This is a genomic window from Embleya sp. NPDC001921, from assembly GCF_053594475.1.
Genome location: NZ_JBSFEO010000015.1, coordinates 21,083 through 44,074, shown reverse-complemented (window position 1 = coordinate 44,074; position 22,992 = coordinate 21,083). Strand labels below are relative to the sequence as shown.

General features: G+C 71.7%; 19 protein-coding genes. 7 read left to right on the top strand and 12 right to left on the bottom strand.

Annotated elements, in window-relative coordinates; translation table 11 throughout:
* Nucleotides 1-20: 20 nt before the first annotated feature.
* The 9 genes from ACWCPW_RS19130 to hrcA form a co-directional block, all read right to left on the bottom strand.
* Nucleotides 21-1,301, bottom strand: coding sequence for a hemolysin family protein (locus ACWCPW_RS19130; protein ID WP_449762753.1), 1,281 nt, complete (start codon nt 1,299-1,301; stop codon nt 21-23).
* Between the two features lie 51 nt (nt 1,302-1,352).
* Nucleotides 1,353-1,826 carry an rRNA maturation RNase YbeY gene (ybeY, locus tag ACWCPW_RS19125; protein ID WP_360304623.1) on the bottom strand — a complete coding sequence of 158 codons (474 nt, stop codon included), beginning with the start codon at nt 1,824-1,826 and terminating at the stop codon, nt 1,353-1,355.
* 5 nt (nt 1,827-1,831) lie between these two features.
* A complete protein-coding gene (locus ACWCPW_RS19120) occupies nt 1,832-2,872 on the bottom strand; it encodes a PhoH family protein (protein WP_449762871.1) in 1,041 nt (346 codons plus the stop codon).
* Between the two features lie 214 nt (nt 2,873-3,086).
* Complete coding sequence (locus ACWCPW_RS19115; RefSeq protein WP_449762752.1) at nt 3,087-3,998, bottom strand: ribonuclease Z; 912 nt, start codon at nt 3,996-3,998, stop codon at nt 3,087-3,089.
* Nucleotides 3,999-4,004: 6 nt separating this feature from the next.
* Nucleotides 4,005-4,367 (bottom strand): histidine triad nucleotide-binding protein, encoded by a 363-nt coding sequence (locus ACWCPW_RS19110; protein WP_449762751.1) that lies wholly within the window; start codon nt 4,365-4,367, stop codon nt 4,005-4,007.
* 73 nt (nt 4,368-4,440) lie between these two features.
* Nucleotides 4,441-5,181 (bottom strand): 16S rRNA (uracil(1498)-N(3))-methyltransferase, encoded by a 741-nt coding sequence (locus ACWCPW_RS19105; RefSeq protein WP_449762750.1) that lies wholly within the window; start codon nt 5,179-5,181, stop codon nt 4,441-4,443.
* Nucleotides 5,178-6,245 carry a nitronate monooxygenase gene (locus ACWCPW_RS19100; RefSeq protein ID WP_449762749.1) on the bottom strand — a complete coding sequence of 356 codons (1,068 nt, stop codon included), beginning with the start codon at nt 6,243-6,245 and terminating at the stop codon, nt 5,178-5,180. Before ACWCPW_RS19100 ends, ACWCPW_RS19105 begins: the two co-directional genes overlap by 4 nt.
* A 189-nt stretch (nt 6,246-6,434) precedes the next feature.
* Complete coding sequence (gene dnaJ, locus ACWCPW_RS19095) at nt 6,435-7,565, bottom strand: molecular chaperone DnaJ (protein ID WP_449762748.1); 1,131 nt, start codon at nt 7,563-7,565, stop codon at nt 6,435-6,437.
* Nucleotides 7,566-7,567: 2 nt separating this feature from the next.
* Nucleotides 7,568-8,584 carry a heat-inducible transcriptional repressor HrcA gene (hrcA, locus tag ACWCPW_RS19090; RefSeq protein ID WP_026218791.1) on the bottom strand — a complete coding sequence of 339 codons (1,017 nt, stop codon included), beginning with the start codon at nt 8,582-8,584 and terminating at the stop codon, nt 7,568-7,570.
* Between the two features lie 149 nt (nt 8,585-8,733).
* On the opposite strand from hrcA, the gene ACWCPW_RS19085 reads away from it, so the two are divergent.
* Genes ACWCPW_RS19085 through ACWCPW_RS19075 form a run of 3 tightly spaced genes read left to right on the top strand, consistent with a single transcriptional unit; the run spans nt 8,734 to nt 11,581 of the window.
* The gene (locus ACWCPW_RS19085; RefSeq protein WP_449762747.1) at nt 8,734-9,489 is read left to right on the top strand and encodes an MBL fold metallo-hydrolase; all 756 of its coding nucleotides are present in this window, start codon (nt 8,734-8,736) and stop codon (nt 9,487-9,489) included.
* A gap of 29 nt (nt 9,490-9,518) precedes the next feature.
* On the top strand, nt 9,519-10,349 hold the full coding sequence (locus tag ACWCPW_RS19080; protein ID WP_449762746.1) for a DUF3097 domain-containing protein: 831 nt from the start codon (nt 9,519-9,521) through the stop codon (nt 10,347-10,349).
* A gap of 26 nt (nt 10,350-10,375) precedes the next feature.
* Complete coding sequence (locus ACWCPW_RS19075) at nt 10,376-11,581, top strand: WD40 repeat domain-containing protein (RefSeq protein WP_449762745.1); 1,206 nt, start codon at nt 10,376-10,378, stop codon at nt 11,579-11,581.
* A gap of 29 nt (nt 11,582-11,610) precedes the next feature.
* On the opposite strand, the gene ACWCPW_RS19070 is transcribed toward ACWCPW_RS19075, so the two are convergent.
* Nucleotides 11,611-12,180 (bottom strand): Uma2 family endonuclease, encoded by a 570-nt coding sequence (locus tag ACWCPW_RS19070; protein ID WP_449762744.1) that lies wholly within the window; start codon nt 12,178-12,180, stop codon nt 11,611-11,613.
* A 116-nt stretch (nt 12,181-12,296) separates the two neighbouring features.
* The gene (locus tag ACWCPW_RS19065; RefSeq protein ID WP_449762743.1) at nt 12,297-13,190 is read right to left on the bottom strand and encodes a phenylalanine 4-monooxygenase; all 894 of its coding nucleotides are present in this window, start codon (nt 13,188-13,190) and stop codon (nt 12,297-12,299) included.
* Between the two features lie 313 nt (nt 13,191-13,503).
* Between ACWCPW_RS19065 and ACWCPW_RS19060 the strand changes: the two genes are divergently transcribed.
* From ACWCPW_RS19060 to ACWCPW_RS19045, 4 genes are read left to right on the top strand one after another with little or no spacing between them, the layout of a single operon-like run.
* Nucleotides 13,504-15,531 carry a dynamin family protein gene (locus ACWCPW_RS19060; protein WP_449762742.1) on the top strand — a complete coding sequence of 676 codons (2,028 nt, stop codon included), beginning with the start codon at nt 13,504-13,506 and terminating at the stop codon, nt 15,529-15,531.
* Nucleotides 15,528-16,655, top strand: a complete 1,128-nt coding sequence (locus ACWCPW_RS19055) for a hypothetical protein (protein ID WP_449762741.1) — start codon at nt 15,528-15,530, stop codon at nt 16,653-16,655. The genes ACWCPW_RS19060 and ACWCPW_RS19055 overlap by 4 nt, the downstream gene beginning before the upstream one ends.
* Before the next feature lie 43 nt (nt 16,656-16,698).
* Entirely contained in the window at nt 16,699-19,479 is a 2,781-nt protein-coding gene (locus ACWCPW_RS19050) for a dynamin family protein (protein WP_449762740.1), read from the top strand.
* A gap of 28 nt (nt 19,480-19,507) precedes the next feature.
* Entirely contained in the window at nt 19,508-21,481 is a 1,974-nt protein-coding gene (locus ACWCPW_RS19045) for a dynamin family protein (protein WP_449762739.1), read from the top strand.
* A gap of 130 nt (nt 21,482-21,611) precedes the next feature.
* On the opposite strand, the gene hemW is transcribed toward ACWCPW_RS19045, so the two are convergent.
* The gene (gene hemW, locus ACWCPW_RS19040) at nt 21,612-22,832 is read right to left on the bottom strand and encodes a radical SAM family heme chaperone HemW (RefSeq protein WP_449762738.1); all 1,221 of its coding nucleotides are present in this window, start codon (nt 22,830-22,832) and stop codon (nt 21,612-21,614) included.
* Nucleotides 22,833-22,992: the final 160 nt, after the last annotated feature.

Genomic DNA, 22,992 nt, shown 5'->3' with positions numbered 1-22,992 from the left:
GGTACGGGTGCCGGCACACCCTAGCCTGCGTCCCGCTCGACCCGGCTCACCACGATCGTGCCGACCCGGTTGCGCCGGCCCGACGGGCTCTCCGCGATCAGCCGCAGACCCTCGACCACGGCCGCGGCGCCCGGGATCGGCACCCGGCCGAGCGCCTTGGCGAGCAGTCCGCCGACCGTCTCCACGTCCTCGTCGTCGAGTTCGAGGCCGAAGAGTTCGCCCAGCTCGTCCACGGGCAGCCGGGCGGTGACCCGGAAGGCGCCGTCCGGGAGTTGCTCGACCGGCGCGCTCTCGGTGTCGTACTCGTCGGTGATCTCGCCGACGATCTCCTCCAGGATGTCCTCGATGGTGACCAGCCCGGCGGTGCCGCCGTACTCGTCCACCACCACGACCATGTGCGTGCGGTCGGCCTGCATCTCGCGCAGCAGGTCGTCGGCCGGCTTGCTGTCCGGCACGAAGGTCGCCGGGCGCATGATCGAGTCGACGTCCTCCTTGGCCCAGCCGGGATCGCCCATCGTGCTGCGCCGGGCCAGGTCCTTGAGGAAGACGATGCCCACCACGTCGTCCTCGTTCTCGCCGATCACCGGGATCCGCGAGTAGCCGCTGCGCAGCGCCAGCGACATCGCCTGGCGCAGCGTCTTGTGCCGCTCGATGAAGACCATGTCCGGGCGGGGCACCATCACCTCGCGCACGATGGTGTCGCCCAGTTGCAGCACCGAGTGCAACATCTCGCGCTCGTCGTCCTCGATCAGCGAGTCCTTCTCGGCCAGGTCCACGAACGCGCGCAGTTCGGCCTCGGACGCGAACGGGCCCTCGCGAAAGCCCTTGCCGGGGGTGAGCGCGTTGCCCAGCAGGATCAGCAGTTTGGGCAGCGGGCCGAGCACGCGGGCGAGCCCGAAGAGCACGGGGGCGCCCATCGTGGCCACGGTGACCGGGTGTTGCCGGCCCACGGTGCGCGGGGACACGCCGACCGCGACGTAGGACACCACGACCATGATCCCGATCGTGACCAGCACCGCCTGCCAGGTCTCGGCGAAGTCGTCCATGCACACGACGGTGACCAGGACGGCCGCGGACAGCTCGCACGCGACCCGCACCAGCAGGGCCAGGTTGAGATAGCGGGCGGGGTCCTGAACCACCGTCAGGAGGCGTTTGGCGCCCCGGCGTTCCGCGCGGACCAGTTCCTCGGCGCGGACCCGCGAGATGCGCGATAGGGCGGTCTCCAGGCACGCGAAGAGACCGGCCACGACCACCAGGACGACCGCGCCGCCCACGAGTTGCAGCACGCTGTCAGCGGGCACTGCCGCCCCCGGTTCGATGCCGGCCGGGGGCGGATGTATCCGCCGGCGGGGTCATCCGCGGTCTCCCGCGGCGCGACGGGCCTCCCGCCAGGATTCGAGCAGTTCCTTCTGCAGCGCGAACATCTCGCGCTCCTCGTCCGGTTCCGCGTGGTCGTAGCCCAGCAGGTGCAGCACGCCGTGCACGGTGAGCAGGTGCAGTTCGTCGTCCATGGAGTGGCCGGCCGCCGCGCCCTGGCGCTGCGCGACGGTCGGGCACAGCACGACGTCGCCGAGGAGTCCCTGCGGGGGATCCTCGTCGGCCTTGCCGGGACGCAGCTCGTCCATCGGGAAGGACATCACGTCGGTCGGACCGGGCAGGTCCATCCACTGGATGTGCAGTTGTTCCATCGCGGGTTCGTCCACGATGACCACGGACAGTTCCGCCAGTGGATGGATGCGCATACGGTCCAGCGTCCACCGGGCGACGTCCACGATCGCGTGTTCGTCCACCCCCGTGCCGGACTCGTTGGCGATGTCGATGGACATGGCCTTCAGTTCACTTCCCGTTCCACTGTTTGCATGTTCACTGTGTGCTTGCCCCGACCGTTCTTGTCCACCGGCCGCCGGCCGCGCGACCCGGGCACGTCCCCGTTGCCGCTCGCGTGGCCGTTGGCCTCGACCTGGATGTCGTAGCGCGCGTACGCGTCCACGATCCGGCCGACCAGCTTGTGGCGGACCACATCCTCGCTGGTGAGGTGGCAGAACGCGATGTCGTCCACGCCCCGCAGGATCTCCTGCACCACGCGCAGCCCCGACTGGGTGCCACCGGGCAGGTCGACCTGCGTGGTGTCCCCGGTGACCACGATCCGCGACCCGAACCCGAGCCGGGTCAGGAACATCTTCATCTGCTCGGCCGAGGTGTTCTGCGCCTCGTCCAGGATGATGAACGCGTCGTTGAGCGTGCGACCGCGCATGTACGCGAGGGGGGCGACCTCGATGGTGCCGGCGGCCATCAGGCGCGGGATCGAGTCGGGGTCGATCATGTCGTGCAGCGCGTCGTAGAGCGGGCGCAGGTACGGGTCGATCTTCTCGTAGAGCGTGCCGGGCAGGAAGCCGAGCCGCTCGCCCGCCTCGACCGCGGGGCGGGTCAGGATGATCCGGGTGACCTGCTTGGACTGCAGGGCCTGGACCGCCTTGGCCATCGCCAGGTAGGTCTTGCCGGTGCCCGCCGGGCCGAGGCCGAACACGATGGTGTGTTCGTCGATCGCGTCCACATAGCTCTTCTGGTTGAGCGTCTTGGGGCGGATCGTGCGGCCTCGGTTGGACAGGATGTTGAGGGTCATCACCTCGGCGGGACCGTGTCCGTCGTTCGAGCGCACCATCGCCACCGAGCGCTCGACCGCCTCCTCGTTGAGCGGCTGGCCGGTGCGCACGATGACCAGGAGCTCGTCGAAGAGCCGGCGGACCAGGGCCACGTCGGCCTCGGTGCCGGAGACGGTGACCTCGTTGCCTCGGACGTGGATGTCGGCCTCGGGGAACCCCTGCTCGACCACTCGCAGGAACGAGTCGCCGGAACCGAGGAGCGCCACCATGGGGTGCTTGGCGGGGATCGTGATCTTCGCCTGGGCCTGCGCGGTCGGAGTTTCGCGCGTGGTCTCTCGCGCGGTGTTCTCGGAGCTCGCGCCTCGCGCGTTCGTCGTGGGAGCCATGGGCGGCCTTGGCGGCCTGATCACGCCTCATTTCCGTGCTCGGGAAGCGGTTCGATGTTGCTCAATGGTAACTCTCCGGGCGCGGCGGACCCGGGGATTATTCCGGCACCGGGCGCCGCCCGGGGACCTCGATCCGGTCCAGGTCGTGCGCCGCGATCGTGTCCGGGAACACCTCGCGGGCCTGCTCCAGGAGCGGTCCCACGTCGGTGTAGCGCTGGGAGAAGTGGGTCAGCACCAGCCGGCGGGCGCCCGCCTCGGCGGCGATCCCCGCCGCGTCGCGCGCGGTGAGGTGGCCGACCTCGCGCGCGAGGTCGGCGTCGGCGTCGGCGAACGTGGACTCGCACACGAGCAGGTCCACGTCGCGCGCGAGCTCGACCGCGGCCGGGCACAGCCGGGTGTCCATCACGAAGGCGAACTTCTGCCCGGGCCGGGGCGCGCTCACCTGCTCCAGGGTCACCGCGCCGACCCGGCCCTCGCGCTGGATCCGGCCCACGTCCGGGCCGGATATGCCCAGTGCGGCGAGCCGCTCGGGCAACATCCGGCGGCCGTCCGGCTCGACCACGCGGTAGCCGTACGACTCGACCGGGTGCGACAGCCGGCGCGCGTGCAGGGTGAAGGGCCCGGCGGGGAGTTCGACGTGCTCACCCGCCAGGGGGTGTTCGATCAGCACGGCGGTCTCGTGAAACGCGGTCGCGTGGCGCAGGCGGTCGAACCACTGCTGCCCACTGGCCGGGTAGTGCGCGGTCACCGGATGGGGCACGCGGTCCAGCGACATGCGCTGGATCACGCCGGGGAGGCCGAGGCAGTGGTCACCGTGGAAGTGCGTGACGCAGATCCGGGTGATGTCGTGCGCGGCCACCCCGGCGTGCGACATCTGCCGCTGGGTGCCCTCGCCGGGGTCGAACAGCAGCCCCTCACCGTCCCAGCGCAGCAGGTAGCCGTTGTGGTTGCGCTGCCGCGTCGGGGCCTGGCTCGCGGTGCCGAGGACGACGAATTCCCTGGTGGACACGTTCGACTAGCCGGGAGGCCAGCTCAGCCCGCGGCCGCCGAGCAGGTGCGCGTGCACGTGGAACACGGTCTGCCCGGCACCGGCGCCGGTGTTGAAGACGATCCGGTAGCCGGAATCGGCGATGTCCTCGGCGGCGGCGACGACCGCCGCCTCGGCGAACAGCACGCCCGCCAGCTCGGGGGCCCGGGCGCCCAGTTCGCCCGCGTTGGCGTAGTGCGCGCGCGGGATGACCAGGACGTGCGTGGGCGCCTGCGGGTTGATGTCCCGGAACGCCACCACGTCCTTGGTCTCGTGGACGATCGTGGCCGGGACGTCGCCGGCGAGGATCTTGCAGAACAGGCAGTCGGCCTGGGGTTCCCCCGCAGCCATGGGTGCCTCCATCGGGTCCGAGTCGATCACGGGCGGTCGCCCCCGATCGTAGTCACGTGCCGCGCCCGGCGCTTCAGGCCCAGCGGCCGGAGCGGGCCAGCAGGACGGACGCGGCCGAGACGCCGGCCGTGGAGGTGCGCAGTACGGTCGGGCCGAGTCGGTAGGCGGTCGCGCCGGCGGTGGCGAACTCGGCCAGTTCCTCCGGGGACACCCCGCCCTCGGGGCCGACCACCAGGACCAGATCGCCCCGGGTCGGCGTCGCGGCGGTCGCGAGCGGTTCGGTCGCCGCCTCGTGCAGGACGCCCGCGAACGCGGCGGCGCCGAGCAGGGCGGTGACCCGGCGCGTGCTCATCTGCTCGGTCACCTCGGGCAGGTGCGGCCGGCGGGCCTGCTTGCCCGCCTCGCGGGCGGTCGAGCGCCACTTGGCCAGGGCCTTCGCCCCGCGCTCGCCCTTCCACTGGGTGATGCAGCGCGAGGCGGCCCACGGCACGATCACGTCGACGCCGACCTCGGTCATCGTCTCCACCGCGAGTTCGCCGCGGTCGCCCTTGGGCAGCGCCTGGACCACCACGATCCGGGGCGTGGGGGCGGGTTCCTCGGTGCGCGAGTCGACGTCGACGTACAGCGTGTCCTTGCCCTCGGTACGGTTGACCGTGCCGTACACGGCCAGTCCGGCGCCGTCGGCCAGGACGACCGGCTCGCCGGCGACGAGCCGGCGCACCGTGACGGCGTGCCGGCCCTCGGCTCCGTCGAGGACGACCTGCCGGCCGTGCCGGATGGCGTCGCCGGGGGCGAGGAAGACGGGGGCGCTCAAGCGCGTGCCTTTCGGGCTGCGGCCATCTCGTCGACGAGCCGGCTGATCACCTCGGCAGCCGGCTCCTCGCGGGCGAGGCGCCAGCCCTGACCGGCCCACAGGGCCAGGCCGTCGGCCTCGCCCCGGGCGGCGGCGGCCTTGCGGATCGGCGAGACCAGGTGGTGGACGAAGGGGTAGACCCCGGGGGCCTCGGCCTCGTGGCGGGCCACGAAGCCGTTGCGCAGTCCCCTGGCCCAGCGGCCGGAGAACGCGCGGGTGAGCACGCTGCGGTCGAACGCCGGGTCGGCGAGCGCGGCCTTGTGCGCGGCGGACGCGCTGCCCTCCGGGCAGCGCAGGAAGGCGGTGCCCAGTTGGGCCGCGCTCGCGCCGGCGAGCCGCACCGCCTCGATCTGTCGGCCGGTCATCAGGCCGCCCGCGGCGATCAGCGGCAGCTCGGTCTCGGCGGCGATCAGCGTGAGCAGGGTGAGCAGGCCGTACGGGGCGGGCGCGTCGGGGTTGGCGAAGCCGCCCTGGTGGCCTCCGGCCTCGGCGCCCTGCACGCACAGCGCGTCGACCCCGGCGCCGGCTGCGGCGCGGGCCTCCTCGGGCGTGGTGACGGTGGCCACGGTCAGCGTGCCCGCGGCCCGCAGCGCGGTGATCGCGTCGGTGTCGGGCAGGCCGAAGGTGAAGCTCACGACCGGGACCGGGTGGGCGAGCAGCAGCGCGAGCTTGGCGTCCCAGTCGTCGCGTTCGCAGCCCGGGGCGGGCGTGCCGACCGTGCCGCCGTAGTGGGCGGCGGCCCGGGTGAGCGAGGCCGCGTAGCGCCGGGTCAGCTCGTCCTGGGCGCGGGTGGGCGTGGGGTGCGGCATGAACGCGTTGACCCCGAACGGCGCGTCGCCGATCAGCGTGCGCAGCTCGCCGATCTCGGCGGCCAGTTCGTCGGCCGAGCGGTACCCGGCGGCCAGGAAGCCGAGCCCGCCCGCGCGGGTGACCGCCGCCGCGAGCGCGGGTCCGGCGGCGCCGGCCATCGGCGCCTGCACGATCGGCAGTGCGGCGAGCCGGGTGGGGTCGGTATTGGTCGGCATCATGCTCCCCGTTCGCTCGGTCGGCTCGGCTCGCGTCACCCGGCCCAGCCTAGGGAGTGTCCGGCGGCGGGCGGAGCCGCCGTCCCCCCGCCGACGCGCCGCGGGTGCCGAAGTGGCCGGGAATCGGCCCGTCCGACACCCGCGACCGGGAAACCGCGCGGCGCGCCCTCGGGCGCGCCGCGCATCGTCTCAGCGTCCGTTGAACGCGTCCTTGAGCCGGGAGAACAGGCCCTGCTGGCCCGGCGTGAACTGGCCCGAGGGGCGCTCCTCGCCGCGCAGCTTGGCCAGCCGGCGCAGCAGTTCCTCCTGCTCGGGGTCGAGCTTGTTCGGCGTCTGCACCTCGACGTGCACGACCAGGTCGCCCCGGCCGCCGCCGCGCAGGTGGGTGATGCCCCGCCCGTGCAGCGGGATCGACTGGCCCGACTGGGTGCCGGGGCGGATGTCGATCTCCTCGGTGCCGTCCAGCGTCTGCAACGGCACCTTGGTGCCCAGTGACGCCGCCGTCATCGGGATGGTGACGGTGCAGTGCAGGTCGTCGCCGCGCCGCTGGAAGGTGGTGTGCGGGACCTCGACGATCTCCACGTACAGGTCGCCGGCCGGACCGCCGCCGGGGCCGACCTCGCCCTCGCCCGCGAGCTGGATCCGGGTGCCGCTGTCCACGCCCGCCGGAATCTTGACGGTGAGCGTGCGCCGCGCGCGGATCCGGCCGTCGCCCGCGCACTCGGGGCACGGGTGCGGGACCACGGTGCCGAAGCCCTGACACTGCGGACACGGCCGCGACGTCATGACCTGGCCCAGGAAGGACTTGGTGACCTGGCTGACCTCGCCGCGACCGCGACACATGTCGCAGGTCTGCGCCGTGGTGCCCGGCGCCGCGCCCTCGCCGTTGCACGTGTTGCACGTGACGGCGGTGTCCACCTGGATCTCGCGGGTGGTGCCGAACGCGGCCTCTTCGAGGGTGATCTCGATCCGGATCATCGCGTCCTGGCCGCGGCGCGTACGCGAGCGCGGACCGCGCTGGCTGGCCTGACCGAAGAACGCGTCCATGATGTCGCTGAAGCCGAAGCCGGCCTGGCCGAAGCCACCGCCCGCGCCGCCCCCGGAGGACAGCGGGTCGCCGCCGAGGTCGTACATCTGCCGCTTCTGCGGGTCCGAGAGGACCTCGTAGGCGTTGTTGATCTCCTTGAACCGGTCCTGCGTCTTCGGGTCCGGATTGACGTCCGGGTGCAGCTCCCGAGCGAGCCGGCGGAAGGCCTTCTTGATTTCCTCCGGGGTGGCGTCCCGCCGCACCCCGAGGACCTCGTAGTAATCGGTAGCCAACTCTACGACTCCGCGAGGATCTGTCCGACGTACCGTGCCACGGCGCGCACCGCTCCCATCGTTCCGGGGTAGTCCATTCGGGTCGGCCCGAGCACCCCGAGCTTCGCCAGCGTTTCCTGCCCACTGCCGTATCCGACGGCGACCACCGAGGTCGCGGCCAGTCCTTCGTGCATGTTCTCGTGTCCGATCCGCACGACCATGCCCGGGTCGGTCGCCTCGCCCAACAGGCGCAGCAGCACGACGTGTTCCTCCAGTGCCTCGAGGACCGGGCGGATCGTGTTCGGGAAGTCCATACCGAAGCGGGTCAGGTTGGCCGTCCCGGCCAGGACGACCTTCTCTTCCTTGTGTTCGACCAGGGTGTCGAGCAGCGTGGCCAGGATGCCGGCCACGATCGGCCGTTCCTCGGCGGTGAACGGCTCGGCGAGGTCCTGGACCAGCAACGGCACATCGGCGAACCGCTTGCCGGTGATCCGGCTGTTCAGTCGCGCGCGCACGTCGGCGAGCAGGTTCTCGCCGACCGGGCCGGGGGTGTCCATCACCCGTTGCTCGACGCGGCCGGTGCTGGTGATCAGCACGAGCATGACGCGCGTCGGCGCGAGGGTGAGCAGCTCGACGTGCCGGATCGTCGAGCGGGTCAGCGAGGGGTACTGCACGACGGCCACCTGATGGGTGAGCTGCGCGAGCAGCCGCACCGTCCGGCCCACCACGTCGTCCAGGTCCACCGCGCCGGCCAGGAACGTCTGGATCGCCCGGCGCTCGGCGCCCGACAGCGGCTTGACGCCCGCGAGCCGGTCGACGAACAGCCGGTAGCCCTTGTCCGTGGGCACGCGGCCGGCGCTGGTGTGGGGCTGCGTGATGTAGCCCTCCTCCTCCAGCGCGGCCATGTCGTTGCGGATGGTGGCCGGGGAGACCCCGAGGTTGTGTCGGTCCGCGAGCGCCTTGGAGCCGACCGGCTCCTGGGTCGCCACATAGTCCTGCACGATGGCGCGCAGCACGTCCTGCTTGCGATCGTCGAGCATGGTGCGCACCTCCTGACCCGTTCTTCCGCCCGTTGCCGTGTCCCGTTCGCGGCGGTTCGTCACGCTGGTTGGCACTCCGTCCCGCCGAGTGCCAGTGTACGGGTCACCCGATCCGGACCGTACCCCTGAGTCCGTGCCAAGGTTGACGCATGGTACGCGCCGAACAGCCGAAACACGCCACCTGGGAGCCGATCGGACCGGGCGTCCTGCGCCGTCGACTGCCCGGCCTCGAGCTGAATGTGGCGGTCGTCACGGGACGCGACGGGATCCTGCTCGTGGACACCGGATCGCACGACCACGAGGCCGCGAATCTGCTGGCCTCGCTGGCTCGCGAGCTGCCCGCGCACGACCTGCCCGACCGGGTGGTCGCGGTGGTGAACACGCACGGCCACTTCGACCACTGCTACGGCAACGACGAGGTGCTGCGCGCCTTCCCCGACGCCGAGGTCTGGGGCCACGCGGATCTGCCGGACTATCTGGAGCGGTACGCCGAGGCCGGTCGCGCGAGCGGCATCTCGCACGGCTTCGACCCGGACCTGATGAACGCCGCGCGGATCGTGCCGCCGACCCGGCTGGTGGCCCGCGAGCAGCCGGTGACCGTGGACCTGGGCGGACGCGAGGTGGTGTTGTACGCCCCGGGTCGCGGACACACCGACCACGACCTGGTCGTGCACGTGCCCGATTGCGGGGTGCTGATCGCCGGCGACATCGTCGAGGAGAGCGGGCCGCCGCTGTTCGGCTCGGACGCGTTCGCCGCCGAGTGGAGCGATTCGCTGGCCCGGGTGCGCGCGCTGGAGGCGCGTGTCTGGCTGCCCGGACACGGCGCGGTGGTCGACGAGGAGTTCGTGATCCGGCAGAACCGGTGGCTGGCCGACGTCGCCGCCGGGCGCGTCGTACCGGACTGACGTACCGTCACCCGGCTAGCGTCACCGTCATGCGCAGTTACGGACCCGAGTCGCTGATCCCGGGATGGAAGAAGGACAAGCCCGTCCCGGAGGTCGCGGCCGATCGCGATCTGGTGGTGGAGGAGGCGTCCACCGGCTTCTGTGGCGCGGTGGTCCGGGTGGAGAAGACCCCCGAGGGGTTCACCGTCACGCTGGAGGACCGGCACGGGCGGCTGCGGGTCTTCCCGATGGATCCGCGCGGGTTCCTGATCGACGGCGAGGTGGTCACCCTGGTCCGGCCGCGTGCGCCGGGGCCCGCGCGTACCCCCGGGCGGACCGCGTCGGGTTCGGTCGCGGTGGCGGGTGTCCGGGCCAAGGTCGCGCGGGCGGGCCGGATCTACGTGGAGGGTCGACACGACGCCGAGTTGGTCGAGCGGGTCTGGGGCGACGACCTGCGGATCGAGGGCGTGGTCGTGGAATACCTCGAAGGCGTCGACGATCTCCCGGCGCTGGTACGCGAGTTCGGGCCGGGTCCGGATCGGCGGCTGGGCGTGCTGGTGGACCACCTGGTGCCGGGCTCGAAGGAGAGCCGGATCGCCGCGCGGGTGACCGGCGACCACGTGCTCGTGGTGGGACACCCCTATATCGACGTGTGGCAGGCGGTCCGACCGGCGTCGGTGGGCATCGCGGCGTGGCCGGACGTACCGCGCGGAGTCCCGTGGAAGGAAGGGGTCTGCGCGGCGCTCGGCTGGCCGGTCGACCCGCCGCGGGCGTGGCGTCGGATCCTCGCGGCGGTGGATTCCTACCGCGACCTGGAGCCGGCGCTGCTGGGACGGGTGGAGGAGCTGATCGACTTCGTGACGGCGCCGACCGAGGTGTGAGCGGGTCGACGCCCTAGCGTTCTCGGATGCGACAGGAACAGGTCACGCTCGTGCTGCCGGGCTCGGCCGGCCCCAAGTATCGAATGTTCGCCGTGCACGGCACCGAGTTCGTCCGGTCCGCCTGGTCGGGCAGCGGGCCGCCCCGTAGCACCCGCCGGGAGTTCACCGATGCCGGCGCGGCGGTGCTCGCGCTGCGGCGGGAGGCGGACAAGGCGATGCGAGCCGGCTTCGTCCGGCTGGGCGGGGCCGAGGACGAGGTGGTGTTGGAGTTCCTGCCGCCCGGCAAGACCTCGTCGCGGGGGCTGGACCTGCATCCGGACGGGCACACCGTGGTGGTCGGCTACGTCGGCGCGATCCGGCTGGTGGACGTGGCCACCGGGGAGCGCCGCACGGTGCACGCCGTGCCGGCGGAGGAGCGGCTGACCGACATCGGCAGCGTGTTGTTCGACGCCGGCGGAACGGCCGTGGTCTACACGATCGGCGGCGCGACCCGCCGGTTCGACCTCGACACCGGGCGCGAGGAACAACTGGCCTGCTACCGGCAGTTCGAGGACGCGCTGTTCAATCCGTACGTGGTGCAGCCCTCCTGGGACGCGGCCCGCGAGCGGCTCGTGGTCTTCGACGCGGGCGACCTGGTGCGGGTGCTGGACGGCGCGGGCACGCCGGTGTGCGAGGTGTCGACGGCGTCGCCGACCACCGAGTGCCGCGGCGCGGCGCTGTCCGCGTCGGGCCGGCTGTTGGCGGTGTGGCGGGTGAGTCGCGGGGTGGTCTACGGGCATCGGGACGCGACGGATGATCCGACCAACGAGGTCGAGGTGTGGGACGTGGCGGCCGGCCGGTTGGCCGCGCGGGTGCCGCTCGCGTGGGAGATCGGCGAACTGGGCTTCGACCCGAGCGAGACGCTGCTCGTGGTCAACCGGGGCCGGGTGCACGGACCGTTCGCGATCTCGATCGCAACGGGCGAGCCGGCCTGGCAGTTCGAGAATCCGCACCACCCGAACGGTTGGGGCACCTGTTACGCGTGGGCCTACTCCCCCGACGGCCGTCGGCTCGCGGTGGGCGGCCATCGCACGAGCGCCCTGCACGTCTACGACGCGGATCTGCGCCAGGCCGACGCGCGGGCCCTGCCCGGCCACGACGACCAACGCGTGCGCCGCCTCGTCTTCTCCGCCGACGGCACCCTCCTGGCCACGAGCGGCGACTTCGGCCGGGTGTTCGTACGGCGGGTGTAAGGCACCCGCCGTACGAACCTGCCTGCGTTTCACGCGTAGTTCGAGGTATCCAACGTCATCGAGAATGGGACGGGCAGTTCGATCTCCTTACCGAATGGTCCGGTTTGGAGCAACGTGTAGTCGTCGCCTTCGAGTTCGGAGAACAGCGTCACTTTGCCCCGCTCTCGATCCACGAGCAGGTACAACGGGATCCCACTACGTGCGTAGCTGCGGCGTTTGGCCTCTCGGTCGATCTCGGCTCGTTGTGACGTGACCTCCACGACCAGGGCTACACCGGTGCAGGGCATCCACGATTCCGCCCCACGAAACAGGCTCAGGGCCTTGGGTGCGAACGTGCCGTCGGGAATGACGTGATTACTCGGGAGGGCACCGGCACTGTCGACCCTGAGACCCTTGTTCCCGGAAAAATGCATGGGCGTCTCGGCGCCTGCCGCGATCTGATCCACCAACTCGGCGATGATGTGCTCGTGGTCCCCCAGCGGCGGCGGCGTCACAACGATCTCCCCCTCGATCAGCTCGGCGCGGAAGCCCAGGGGGGTGTCCAACGCCAGGAAGCCGTCCAGGACGACGTCTTCCTGCGCGGGGATCTCGTGTGCCATGGCTGACATTCTGAACCCCTTCCGTAGTCGACGCGAGCATAAGAAGCACTCGTGCGGGCGACCGGGCGTTTGGCGGCCTGGTCACCCGCACGAGTGAACGAAGGGCGATCGGGGTGTTACGGCGTCTTCACCGAGGCGGACAACGCCGCGATCGAGTCGTCGGTGCAGGTCGCCCAGAAGGTGCCGACGACGTCCTCCAGGTGGGTCATCGAGCGGGCCGCGTACAGGATGTCCTGGTAGTGGGTGATGTCGTACTGCATCGTGCCCATCGCGACCAGGTCCAGGTCGCGGATGTCGACGGTGCGGAACTCGCGGATCTCGCCGTAGGAGGACAGGATCCCCGCGCCGTAGGCCTTGAGCGCGCCGGCCTCGTGCATGACGCCGAATTCCAGGGTGAACCAGAAGACCTTCGAGACGAACTCCAAGGCCTCGCGGCTCTCCACCCGGCGGGCGGCCTCGCCGGCCACCCGGTACAGCGCCGCGAAGCGGTCCGAGGCGAGCATGTTGGCGTGGCCGATCACCTCGTGGACCACGTCCGGCTCGGGCGTGTACAGCGGCACGCTGTGGTGCCGGATGTACTGCGTCGAGTGGAAGTACGAGTCGGCCAGCGACCCGTAGAAGTCGCGCAGCGGGACCAGGCCGGCCGCGGGCAGGTAGCGGAAGCCGGTGAGCGGTTGAAGCGCGCCGCTGACCTCCTCCAACTGGGGGATCCGGTCCGTCGGCAGCTTCAGCCGCGCGGTGCCCTCCAGGTAGTCCGCGACCGCGTACTCCGCGTGCGAGACGGACAGCTCGTGCGAGACGAGGCGCCAGACCTCGTGCTCCTCCTCGGTGTACTCGACCTCCGGGATGGGCTCGCCACGCCGGTGGTCCAGGGCCAGTTCCGCGATCCGGTTCCGGCGCTCGCGGTATACCGCGTCCGCGAATCCCGGGTGGCTGCGGGACAGCTCGACCTCGACTCCGCCGTCGGCCCTACGGGTGACCGGGGCCAGATACTGGGCCTCCTCGAACATGCCATCTCCTGATCGCATCGGAATCGACTCGCCGGACGAGCCGAGACACCCCACGCGACCATTATGCGCCGCTTACATACCATTTCGACCGGTCAGGCCGACTGGGTGACGACGTGGAGCAGGTGCGAGGGATCGCCTCGGCGCCCTCATCGCATCATCCGGACGGCCGTCACACAAGAGGCACAGCCGTTCCGCGGGCCGACCCGAATCCGCTTTCGATCCATCGAGACGGGATTCGGGCCCGCGTGACAGGATCGCCCGTACATCGGGGAGGGCACCGTCGGGAGGGGGCGCGGTGGTGGATTCTCGCGGCATGGCCGGGGATCGTGCACAACGACGCGATGTGGTCGAGGCGCTCACCGAGACCTCCGATCACCTGGATTTCGCGCTCGCGATGGTTCGTCGCATCGTCGGCGACCAGGAACGCCTGGCACAACTGACGGCGCGGATCCGCGAGATCGAGACCCGGCTGCGGGACGACCGTTACTACCTCGCCGTGATCGGCGAGTTCTCGGCCGGCAAGAGCACCTTCATCAACGCGCTGCTGGGCGAGGACCTGCTGCCCACGTCGGCGCTGCCCACCACCGGTGCCGCCACCAGGATCACGCACGGCGACGAGTTCGCCGTCGAGGTGCGCTTCACCGGCCACGGGATCCGCTACGTGTATCCCTCCGGGCGATATACCGGCGCGGCCAGCCCGCTCGGCGGCATGATCGCCGACCTCGCACCGCACGTGGTCGTGCCCGAGGACACCGCCGGCGTCCTGCGCCTGCTCACCGCCGACGAGGCGATCGCGCCGCACGTACAGAGCCTGGAGGTGCGCCACCCCGCCGCCGCGCTGCGCGACGGGCTGGTGATCATCGACACACCCGGCACCAACGCCCGGGCCGGGCACACCGAGATCACCCGTGCCGTGATGCGCGACATCGCCGACGTCGCGGCGGTGCTGACCGCGTCCACGTCGCCGTCGCCGGTGTCGCTGAGCGAGTTCCTCACCGACGCGCTCGACCCCGGGCAACTGCGCCGCTGCATCATCCTGGTCACCAAGATGGACCACATCGACGAGGACGAGCGGGACGACCTGCTCGCGCACGTCCGCGGGCGGTTCGCGAGGATGCTGGGTGTGGCCGATCCGGTCGTCGAGCCGGTCGCCGCCGAGCCGGTGGTCCGGCTCGCCGGCAACCGACCGCTGCGTGGACCCGAACAGGCCTACTGGGCCGAGGAGTTCCCGCGCACGCTGGCCCGACTCCGGGACCTGATGCAGCGTCAACGCATCGTCGCGGTGTCCGACCACCTGCTGCGCTTGCTGGAGGACCTGCTCGACGAGCTGCGCCGCGAGGTGACCCTCGCCGAACAGCGGCTCGACGCCGAGGAGAGCGAACTCGCCGGTGCCCGGATCGCCGACATGGCCGCCTTCGTCCGGGGCCGGCACGGCGAGACCGCGCGCCTGTTGGGCGCCGGCGCCCAGCGCGCCCAGCAGGCCGTCGGCGGCATGGCGCCGCAGTGGTGGCGCTACACCCAGGCCGAGATCGACCACGCCCTGGACGGCGCGGACACCCCCGACGAACTGCGCGCGGTGATCGGGGTCCGCGCGCCCGAGCTGATCCGGCAGGGCCTGCCCCGGATCGGCGACATCGTGCAGCAGGCGGTCACCGGCGCGCTGGCGACCGCGGCCGAGAGCGCGCGGGCCGCCGCGGACACCGCGTTCGAGGCGGCGTATCGCAAGCTCGGCGCGATCGCCCGACCGGAAGGCCCGGACCGGGTCACCGTGCTGACCGGACATCAGCTCGCGGACGCGGCGATGCGCGCCTACCAGGACTCGGTCACCGGGGTGACCCAGCAGATCCGCGCCGTGCGGCTGGATCCGACCGCCCCCAGGACGCCCGGCGCGCGGATCGGCGGCGCGCTGGACCAGTGGTTCGGCGGCTCCCGGAACGGCGATCCGGGAGCCCCGTCGGGCCGAGCCGGATTCGGCGGTTTCATGGCCAAAGTGGCCGATTCGCTCGCATCCACCGACATGACGGCCCTGCGGAACCACGCACGGACCGAAATGCATCAGACACTGCGAACCGTCGCCGACGGTTTGTCCCGACAGATCGACGAGGCCGTCGGGACGGCGACGACGCACTACTCGCTGGACGTGTCTCGACACGTGGACCGCTATCGGGCCAGGTACGAGGCGGCGGTCGCCGAGATGGTGGCCGAGCATCACCGCCGTGAGGATATTCTCGCGGCTCGCAGAAGCCTGTTGCAGGACGCGGACAGGCAGACGGAACGGCGCCGCGGCACGGTGAACAGCCAACGCGAGCGCCTCACACGCCGGGGGGAATTCGGCAGATGAGCGACTACACGCACGACGACGACCTGTTCGCGATGGTCTCCGACGACACCATCGACACGCTGGACACCGCCGACGGGGGCACTGTCGGGGCGGCACCACTGTGGGAGACCGACGCGGGCGGCGAGTCCAACGGCGCCTACCCCAACTCCACTCTGCCGTACACGGACCCGAACTTCGATCCGCTGCACGACCCGAACTACGACCCGTTCCACGCGGACAGCGACGGCGACGGCAAGATCGACATGTACGACCCGCACATGTTCGACCCGAACGACGGCAACGTGCCGCCGGCCACGCCCAGTCAGCAGTGGCGCGACGACCAGATCGCCAACGATCCCTACGCGAACGATCCGTACGCCGATCCCTACGGCGATCCCTACGCCGACCCGTACGGCGACCCCTACGGCAGCGACCCGTACGGCGGCTCGGACCCGTACGCCGACCCGGCCGGCTACGACCCCGGGCCCGCCGCGGACCACGGCCAGGGCGTCAGCCCGCAGTGGGGCGCCGTCGACGACGGAAGCGGCAACTGGGAGTACCACGCGCCGGACAACTGGACACCGGCCCAGTTCGACGGTTTCGGCGACCCGGTGGGCGACGCGCAATACTGGCAGCAGCAGACCAGCCCGACGAGCTGCGCGGTGGTCTCCCAGGGGATGATCCTGGAGAAGCTCACCGGCGTGCCGCTGGACGAGAACGCGCTGATGACCGAGGCCCAGCAGGCCGGCATCTACGACCCCGCGACCGGCACCAGGACCGACGACATCGGCAAGCTGCTGGAAATGCACGGCGTGGACACGGACATGGTGCCGGGCGCCGACATGCGCCAGATGCTCGACGCGCTGGAGAAGGGCGACCAGGTCATCGTCGCCCTGGACGCGCAGGAGATCTGGTCCCCCGTGCACGACCCGAACACCGGGGCGCCGCTGGAGCAGGACCCGACGATGGGGCACGCCGTGTGGGTCACCGGCATCGACACCCAGCCCGACGGTTCCGTCTACGTCCTGCTCAACGACTCCGGCGCGCCGTTCGGCCAGACCGAGCCGATCCCGCTGGCCGACTTCGTCAACGCGTGGCAGGACCGGGACACCACGATGATCGTGGCCCACCCGACGCACGCCTGATCGTTCGACATCACAACGGATTCGATGGGAGTAGGGACCACACATGTCGTTCGATCGTGAACACGTGCTGCGCCAGGCCGCGCAGGTACAGCCGCGCCGACGCCCCGGTGTCGCGGGACTGTTGAGCGGGATCCACCGCAGCGACGAGCTGCGCGGCTGGGTCACCATGGAGTCGGTGGCGCTGCCGCCGGTGCCCGAGCGCACCGCGGCCGGCTGGACGTTGTGGAGCCTGATCGGGGTCGGCAAGGCCACCCCGGGGCGCCGCGAACTGCCGATCCACCCGGTGTGGGGCGCGGTCCAGTGGGCCTGGCCGTCCGAGGACGTGCTTCGGCACGTGAAGCTGACCGAGTTGCCCGAGGTCGCGAAGTCGGTCGAGAGCACGATCGGGGACGAGGCCGCCTGGGCGCTGTCGATGCGGCCGGAGGGGCTGGCCGAGCGGGCCCGCTTCTTCCAGTCGCTGGGCCGCTTCCTGGCCGACCCCGAGGCGGACGCGAAGGGCGGCCCGAAGATCCTCGCCGGGCTGTACGCGCGGGTGATGCCTTCCGGCGCGGTGGCCGCGTACCACCGACTCGTGCCGAGCACCGCCTCGTGGCTGCGCGCGGGTGCGCCGCGTGAGGCGGCGGCGCGTCGCGACTCGGGCGACTCGCCCACCGGCCGACCCGGCCCGTCGGGGCAGACGGCGGACCGGAGGCAGGCCCCGGCTCCGGGTCCGCGCCCGGCGGGCGATACCCCGGCCGTTCCGGGGCCGAATCCGAACTGGGCGGGCCGCCTCGCGGGCGGCCCTCCCGGCGCGGGTGGCCCGGGTGCATCCGGCGGGTCGGTTGGGTCCGGCGGGTCGAGTGGGTCCGAGGGGTCGGGTGGGTCGACACCGGTCGCCTCGCCGCCGCCGGCCGCGCGGGTGCCGCAGGCCGCACCGGCCGCGCAGGTCGTCGCGCCCGCGCCGCCGGCCCCGCGTACGCCCGTCGCCCCGTCCGTCACCCCCGCCGGCGCGCCGGCCGCACCCGCGTCCGCGCCGACCCCGCCCGGATCGGTCACCAGCCTGGTCAAGCAGGCACCGTCGGCGACCACGCTCGGCCGGCGGATCAACGACGCGCACAAGATCGCCGGCGACTTCGGCCTGGACGCGATCGCCGGCGAACTGGACCGGCTGCGGGCGCGGATGCGCCGGCCGGGACTGCGCGTCGCGGTGGTCGGCGAGTTCGGTCGCGGCAAGACCTCACTGATCAACCGACTGCTCGGCGCCCCGGTGTTGCCCGAGGGTCGGCACACGCCCGTGCCCCTGGTGATCGCCTCCGGGCCGGAGCCGCGCCTGGAATTGCAGTTCGCCGACGGGCGGGCCGAGCCGCGGCCGGCGGTGTCCGCGTCCTGGGACGAGGTGCACCGGCTGAGTGAGCGTCAGGACTCGGACGCGGCCCGGCTGATCGGCGTCCGGGTGCTCGTCGCCGAACCCGAACTGGCCCGCCTGGACATCGAGGTGGTGGACACCCCGGGTATCAACGCCGGGCGCGGCAAGGGCGAGGACGCCGAGGAGCACGACCGTCGGACCGAGGACCTGGTCCGGCGCACGGTCTCGGCGAGCGACGCGGTGCTGATGGTGGTCTCCGCGAGCGCGCCGCTCGGCCTGTCCGAGACCGCGTTCCTGGAGGAAGAGGTGATCGCCCGGCACGTGCCGCGGATCACCGTGGTGGTGTCCAAGCTGGACACCGTCGACGAGGACGAGCGCGAGGACATCGTCGACTACCTCGGCGGCCGGGTGCGCCGCATCTCGCCGATCCTCCAAGTGCTGGCCGGCCCGCATCGCGAGGACCTCTCGCCGGTGGCCGGCGTGCTGGAGCGGATCACCGAGTACTCCACCTCCGGCGGTCGGCGCAGCATGCGCTCGCGGCAGACCGCCGGCCAACTGCTCGCGCTGCTGGGCGAGATGGCCCAGGTGGGCCGGGAGGGTCTGGCCGCGGTCGAACTCGGCGCGGCCGAACGGCAGCGCGCCGCCGAGCGGTCCGAGGTGGAGATCGACCGGATGTCCGCCGAGTGGGGCAAGGTCCGGGTCGAACTCCAGCAGCGGCGCACGCAGACCGCGGAGAAGTTCCGCGAGCACCTGCAACTCTCCCGCGGCGACCTGCTGGACACGATGCGCTACGAGATGGAGCGCGCGCCGGACCCCCGGACCTGGTGGGAGCGCGACCTGCCGTTCCGCCTGCGTCGTGAACTGACCGCGCTGGCCAAGAAGTTCGAGACCCAGTTGCACTCCAGCGTGCAGGCCGACGTGCAGTGGCTGGACGCGAAGATGAAGCTGCACTTCGGGCGCGGCAGCGGCTACCGGCTGGAGAAGGTCGAGCAGCTCTCCACCGAGTTCGAACTCGGCGAGGCGGAGTCGCTGGGCCTGAAGGACCTCAAGAGCCGCAAGCTCGCCTGGCGGATCGGCCCGACCGGCCTGGCCGTGCTCGGCGCGCTGCTGATCCCGCTCACCGGCGGTGTCTCCGCGCTGCCGATGGGCGCGAGCATGGCCGCCTCGGCGGGCGGCATGGTGCTCGGCGAGGTCAAGTCGGCGTCACTGACCGAGGCACAGCGCGCACAGGCGATGAAGGCGCTGGAGCCGATGGTCGAGGAGGTGCTCGGCGGCTTCTCCGAGGAGGTCTCCAAGCGCCTGCACACGCTGTACGCCGGGGTGATGGACGAGGCGGTGCGGGGCCAGAAGGCGTGGCGGACCGATCGCAGGACCGCGCTGGCCAAGGTCGGCGCCGATGGACCCGCATGGCAGGATCTGGTCTCGCGCAGCGAGCAGCTCGGGGTTCAGCTCGACACCATGCTGGGCGCCAGAGGCTGAGACGCCGTCGAGGAGGGGAGCGTTCAGGGTGGACAAGGGTCACGGGGCGGCCGATGGGGCGTACGCGGGTTACGGCGCGTGGCGGGCACGGCAGGAGACCCTGGTCGGCCTGATCGACCGGCTCACGCCGATCGTGGCCGGGCTGCGGATCGGCGCGGGCGTCAAGAAGTTGGACTCGTTGAAGCAGCGGGCCGCGTCCGAGGCGTTCAAGGTGATGATCGTCGGCGAGTTCAAGCGCGGCAAGAGCACGGTGATCAACTCGATGCTGGGCGAGAAGGTGCTGCCCTCGTTCGCCCGGCCGTGCACCGCGATCATCAACGAGGTCACGTGGGGTGACACCCGCTCCGCGCTGATCTATCCGCTGGAGGCGGACGGTACGGCGGGCGAACCGCTGACCGTCGGCGTGGACGAGATCGCCGACTACGTCACCATCGGCGCGGACGACGACAACACCCCGAACCCGTACGAGCGGGCGGTGGTGCGCTGGCCGCTGGAGCTGTGCCGCAACGGCGTCGTGGTGGTCGACTCGCCGGGTCTCAACGAGGCCCCGGAGCGCGAGAAGGTCACCCTGAACTACCTCGAACAGGCCGACGTGCTGGTGTTCGTGGTGGACTGTCAGGCCGCGATGTCGCGCAGCGAGCAGCTCTTCCTGGACGTACACGTCAAGGCCCGCGGCCACGAGGACGTCTTCTACGTCGGCAACAAGATCAACCTGGTCGAGGAGGAGGAGCGCGAGGACGTACAGCGGGAGATCCGCAAGCGCCTCTCCCCCTATCTCTCCCGTCCCGACCGGGTGTTCTTCGTGAACGCCCGGGCCGCGCTGACCGGCCGGCAGAAGGGCGACCCGGACCTGCTGGCCGGCTCCGGGATGCCCGAGCTGGAGCGCGGTCTGGAGGAGTTCCTGACCCGGGAGCGCGGTCGCGCGAAGATCCTGTCTCCCGCGCGTGAGCTCAAGTACCTGCTGATCGAGGCGCGCGAGCAGATCGACCGCAAGGAAGCGCTGCTGACCCAGGACGTCGAGGAGCTGCGGGCCACCTACGAACGGGTCCAGGGCCCGCTGACCCGGCTGGAGCAGAACCGGCGGGTGATCGTCGCGCAGATGGAGGAACACCTGCGCGAGACCCGCGGCGAGGTGGAGGCCGCGACCCGGCGGTTCATGGACCGGGTCGCCGCGAACATCCCGAACTGGGCGCAGGAGTACGACCCGAGCAACACCATCGGCGCCAATCCGTTCAACGCGCGCGAGAAGATGGAGGCGGCGGTCAAGGAGGTCACCGACCATCTCTCCGGGCGGGTCCAGGTCGAGTTCGCGCAGTGGCAGGAGAACGAGCTCAAGCCGCTCGTCTCGCGTCGCGTCGAGGACATGGAGCGGATGATCGACGACGACGTGAAGCAGTTCGTCACGCGCATCGACGAGATCCGCGCGTCGCTCACGTCCGGCCCGGTCGGCACGGACGAGGACGGCAAGCCCTCGACCCCGATCGAGCGGCTGCTCGCGGACGCGGTCAGCTTCGTGCTGGACCCGGCGACGGCGGTCTCCGGCGGCAAGTTCAACCTCCGGTCGATGCTCACCGCGCTGCTGCCGCAGATCGCGGTCGGCACGGCGGCGTTCCTGGTCGGCCTGGGTCCGTTCGTGATCCTCGGCGCGGTGCTCGGCTCGACCGTGTTCAAGGGCGCGCTGCAACTGAACAAGGCCAATCGCCGCCTGAAGGAACAGGTCGCCGAACAGGTCCAGTTGGAACTGCGCAAGCAGGCCGACACCGACGTCACCAACCTGGGCGAAGAGGTGGTCAAGCAACTCCGCAAGATGCGCGACGCGATCGCCCAGGGCCTGGACGCGGAGATCAAGTCGATCCGCGACGAGGTCGGCGCGGCCCTGCGCACCAAGGAACAGGGCGAGTCCGACGCAAAGCGCGAGAGCGGCGAAATGCGCCGCTACGCCCAGGAACTCAACCGCGTCGACGAGTCCCTGGCAGACTTGATCATGGACGTGGCGATGTAAGCACCCACCCACAAACGCCGGCCGGGCAGACCACCCAGCCCCGCCGGCGTTTGAGGCGAAACAGCCCGGCGGGCGCATGAGGCCGATCAGCCCCGCCGGCGCATGAGGCCAAAAGCGGGTGGAGGCCGCCCTAGTCGACCAGATCCCGCACGACCGCGTCGGCCAACAACCGCCCCCGCAGGGTGAGAACCGCCCGCCCACCCCCAAGCGGCTCGAGCAGCCCGTCCGCAGCCGCCCGGGACGCCGCCTTCCGCCCCACCTCCGCAAGGAGCGAGAGCGGGACGCCCTCGGCCAACCGCAACTCGAGCAGGATCCGCTCGACCCGCCGGTCCTCCGCGGTGAGCAACTCGCGCGCCTGGGCGGGAGACGTCCCCGCCGCCAGCCGCTGCGCGTACGCGGCGGGATGACGCACGTTCCACCACCGCACCCCGCCCACGTGGCTGTGCGCCCCCGGCCCCGCGCCCCACCAGTCCGCGCCGGTCCAGTACAGCTCGTTGTGCCGGCAGCGCGCCGCGGCGTCGGTGGCCCAGTTGGACACCTCGTACCAGCCGAGCCCGGCGGCCGAGAACGCCTCGTCGGCCATCAGGTAGCGGTCCGCGAGCACGTCGTCGTCCGGCATCGGCAATTCGCCCCGCCGCACCCGCCCGGCCAGCCGGGTGCCATCCTCGACGATCAGCGCGTACGCCGAGACGTGGTCGGGACGCGCGCCGAGCACCGCGTCCAGCGAGGCCCGCCAGTCGTCGTCGGACTCCCCCGGCGTGCCGTAGATCAGGTCGAGGTTGACGTGCTCGAACCCGGCCGCGCGGGCGTCGGCCACGCACTGTTCGGGCCGGCCCGGGGTGTGCCGGCGGTCCAGGATCTGCAGGACGTGCTCGCGCGCACTCTGCATGCCGAACGACAGCCGGTTGAAGCCGCCCGCCAGCAGCGTGGCCAGATAGGCCGGATCGACCGACTCCGGGTTCGCCTCGGTGGTCACCTCGGCCCCGGCGGCGAGCCCGAACTCGTCCCGGATCGCGCCCAGGATCCGAGCCAGGTCCGCGGCCGGCAGCAGGGTGGGCGTACCGCCGCCGAAGAACACCGTCTCCACCGGCCGGTCCACGTCGCCGAGCCGCCGCCGGGCCAGCCGGATCTCGGCGATCGCGTCGTCCGCGTAGGACCCCTGCGAGGCCGATCCGCCCAGTTCGGTCGCGGTGTACGTGTTGAAGTCGCAGTAGCCGCACCGCGACGCGCAGTACGGCACGTGCACGTAGAAGCCGAACGGACGACTCGCGTCCGCGAACTCGGCGAGCGCGGACGCGGGCAGCGAACCGTCTTCGGGCACGGGCAGACCGTCGGGGGGTGCGGAGGGCATCCTCCCATTGTCCACGAACCGGCGACCGGGCCCGGCGCCGTCGACACCCGGGCGCCCACCCCCGGCCCGGACGACCCCCGCCCCCCTCGGCGCCCCACCCGGCAACCGGCCCCGAGCCCTGCCCGGCAGGCCCGAGCGCGGCAGGGCAGGGGCCGGCCCC

Coding starts and splice junctions, on each gene's coding strand:
- ybeY (WP_360304623.1), bottom strand. CDS start 1,826: ATGTCCATCGACATCGCCAACGAGTCCGGCACGGGGGTGGACGAACAC.
- ACWCPW_RS19120 (WP_449762871.1), bottom strand. CDS start 2,872: ATGGTGGCGCTCCTCGGTTCCGGCGACTCGTTCCTGCGAGTGGTCGAG.
- ACWCPW_RS19110 (WP_449762751.1), bottom strand. CDS start 4,367: ATGGCTGCGGGGGAACCCCAGGCCGACTGCCTGTTCTGCAAGATCCTC.
- ACWCPW_RS19100 (WP_449762749.1), bottom strand. CDS start 6,245: ATGCCGACCAATACCGACCCCACCCGGCTCGCCGCACTGCCGATCGTG.
- hrcA (WP_026218791.1), bottom strand. CDS start 8,584: ATGCTCGACGATCGCAAGCAGGACGTGCTGCGCGCCATCGTGCAGGAC.
- ACWCPW_RS19085 (WP_449762747.1), top strand. CDS start 8,734: ATGGTACGCGCCGAACAGCCGAAACACGCCACCTGGGAGCCGATCGGA.
- ACWCPW_RS19080 (WP_449762746.1), top strand. CDS start 9,519: ATGCGCAGTTACGGACCCGAGTCGCTGATCCCGGGATGGAAGAAGGAC.
- ACWCPW_RS19075 (WP_449762745.1), top strand. CDS start 10,376: ATGCGACAGGAACAGGTCACGCTCGTGCTGCCGGGCTCGGCCGGCCCC.
- ACWCPW_RS19070 (WP_449762744.1), bottom strand. CDS start 12,180: ATGGCACACGAGATCCCCGCGCAGGAAGACGTCGTCCTGGACGGCTTC.
- ACWCPW_RS19065 (WP_449762743.1), bottom strand. CDS start 13,190: ATGTTCGAGGAGGCCCAGTATCTGGCCCCGGTCACCCGTAGGGCCGAC.
- ACWCPW_RS19060 (WP_449762742.1), top strand. CDS start 13,504: ATGGCCGGGGATCGTGCACAACGACGCGATGTGGTCGAGGCGCTCACC.
- ACWCPW_RS19055 (WP_449762741.1), top strand. CDS start 15,528: ATGAGCGACTACACGCACGACGACGACCTGTTCGCGATGGTCTCCGAC.
- ACWCPW_RS19050 (WP_449762740.1), top strand. CDS start 16,699: ATGTCGTTCGATCGTGAACACGTGCTGCGCCAGGCCGCGCAGGTACAG.
- hemW (WP_449762738.1), bottom strand. CDS start 22,832: ATGCCCTCCGCACCCCCCGACGGTCTGCCCGTGCCCGAAGACGGTTCG.